Source organism: Paraburkholderia sp. SIMBA_053 (assembly GCF_046534895.1).
Classification (GTDB): Bacteria; Pseudomonadota; Gammaproteobacteria; order Burkholderiales; family Burkholderiaceae; genus Paraburkholderia; species Paraburkholderia caledonica.
Window position 1 is genome coordinate 1 of sequence record NZ_JAWRXU010000095.1, and the last position, 470, is coordinate 470.

Sequence of the window (470 nt, forward strand, 5' to 3'; positions counted from 1 at the left end):
TCGTTCGTCGTGACTGGTCTGAAATCGCGAAAGAAACCCAGGCGCGTGTTCTGGAAGCGATCCTGAAACACGGTAACGTTGAAGAAGCGGTTCGTATCGTTAAAGAAGTTACCCAGAAACTGTCTAAATACGAAATCCCGCCGGAAAAACTGGCGATCTACGAACAGATCACCCGTCCGCTGCACGAATACAAAGCGATCGGCCCGCACGTTGCGGTTGCGAAACGTCTGGCGGCGAAAGGTGTTAAAATCAAACCGGGTATGGTTATCGGTTACATCGTTCTGCGTGGTGACGGTCCGATCTCTAACCGTGCGATCCTGGCGGAAGAATACGACCCGCGTAAACACAAATACGACGCGGAATACTACATCGAAAACCAGGTTCTGCCGGCGGTTCTGCGTATCCTGGAAGGTTTCGGTTACCGTAAAGAAGACCTGCGTTGGCAGAAAACCAAACAGACCGGTCTGACC

Annotated in this window: 1 protein-coding gene; it reads left to right on the forward strand. The window is 51.9% G+C overall.

What is annotated here, in order from left to right; genetic code table 11:
• Nucleotides 1-470, forward strand: a 470-nt coding sequence (locus tag SB753_RS34715) for a DNA polymerase domain-containing protein (protein ID WP_410804561.1), incomplete at both ends; no start/stop codon positions are given.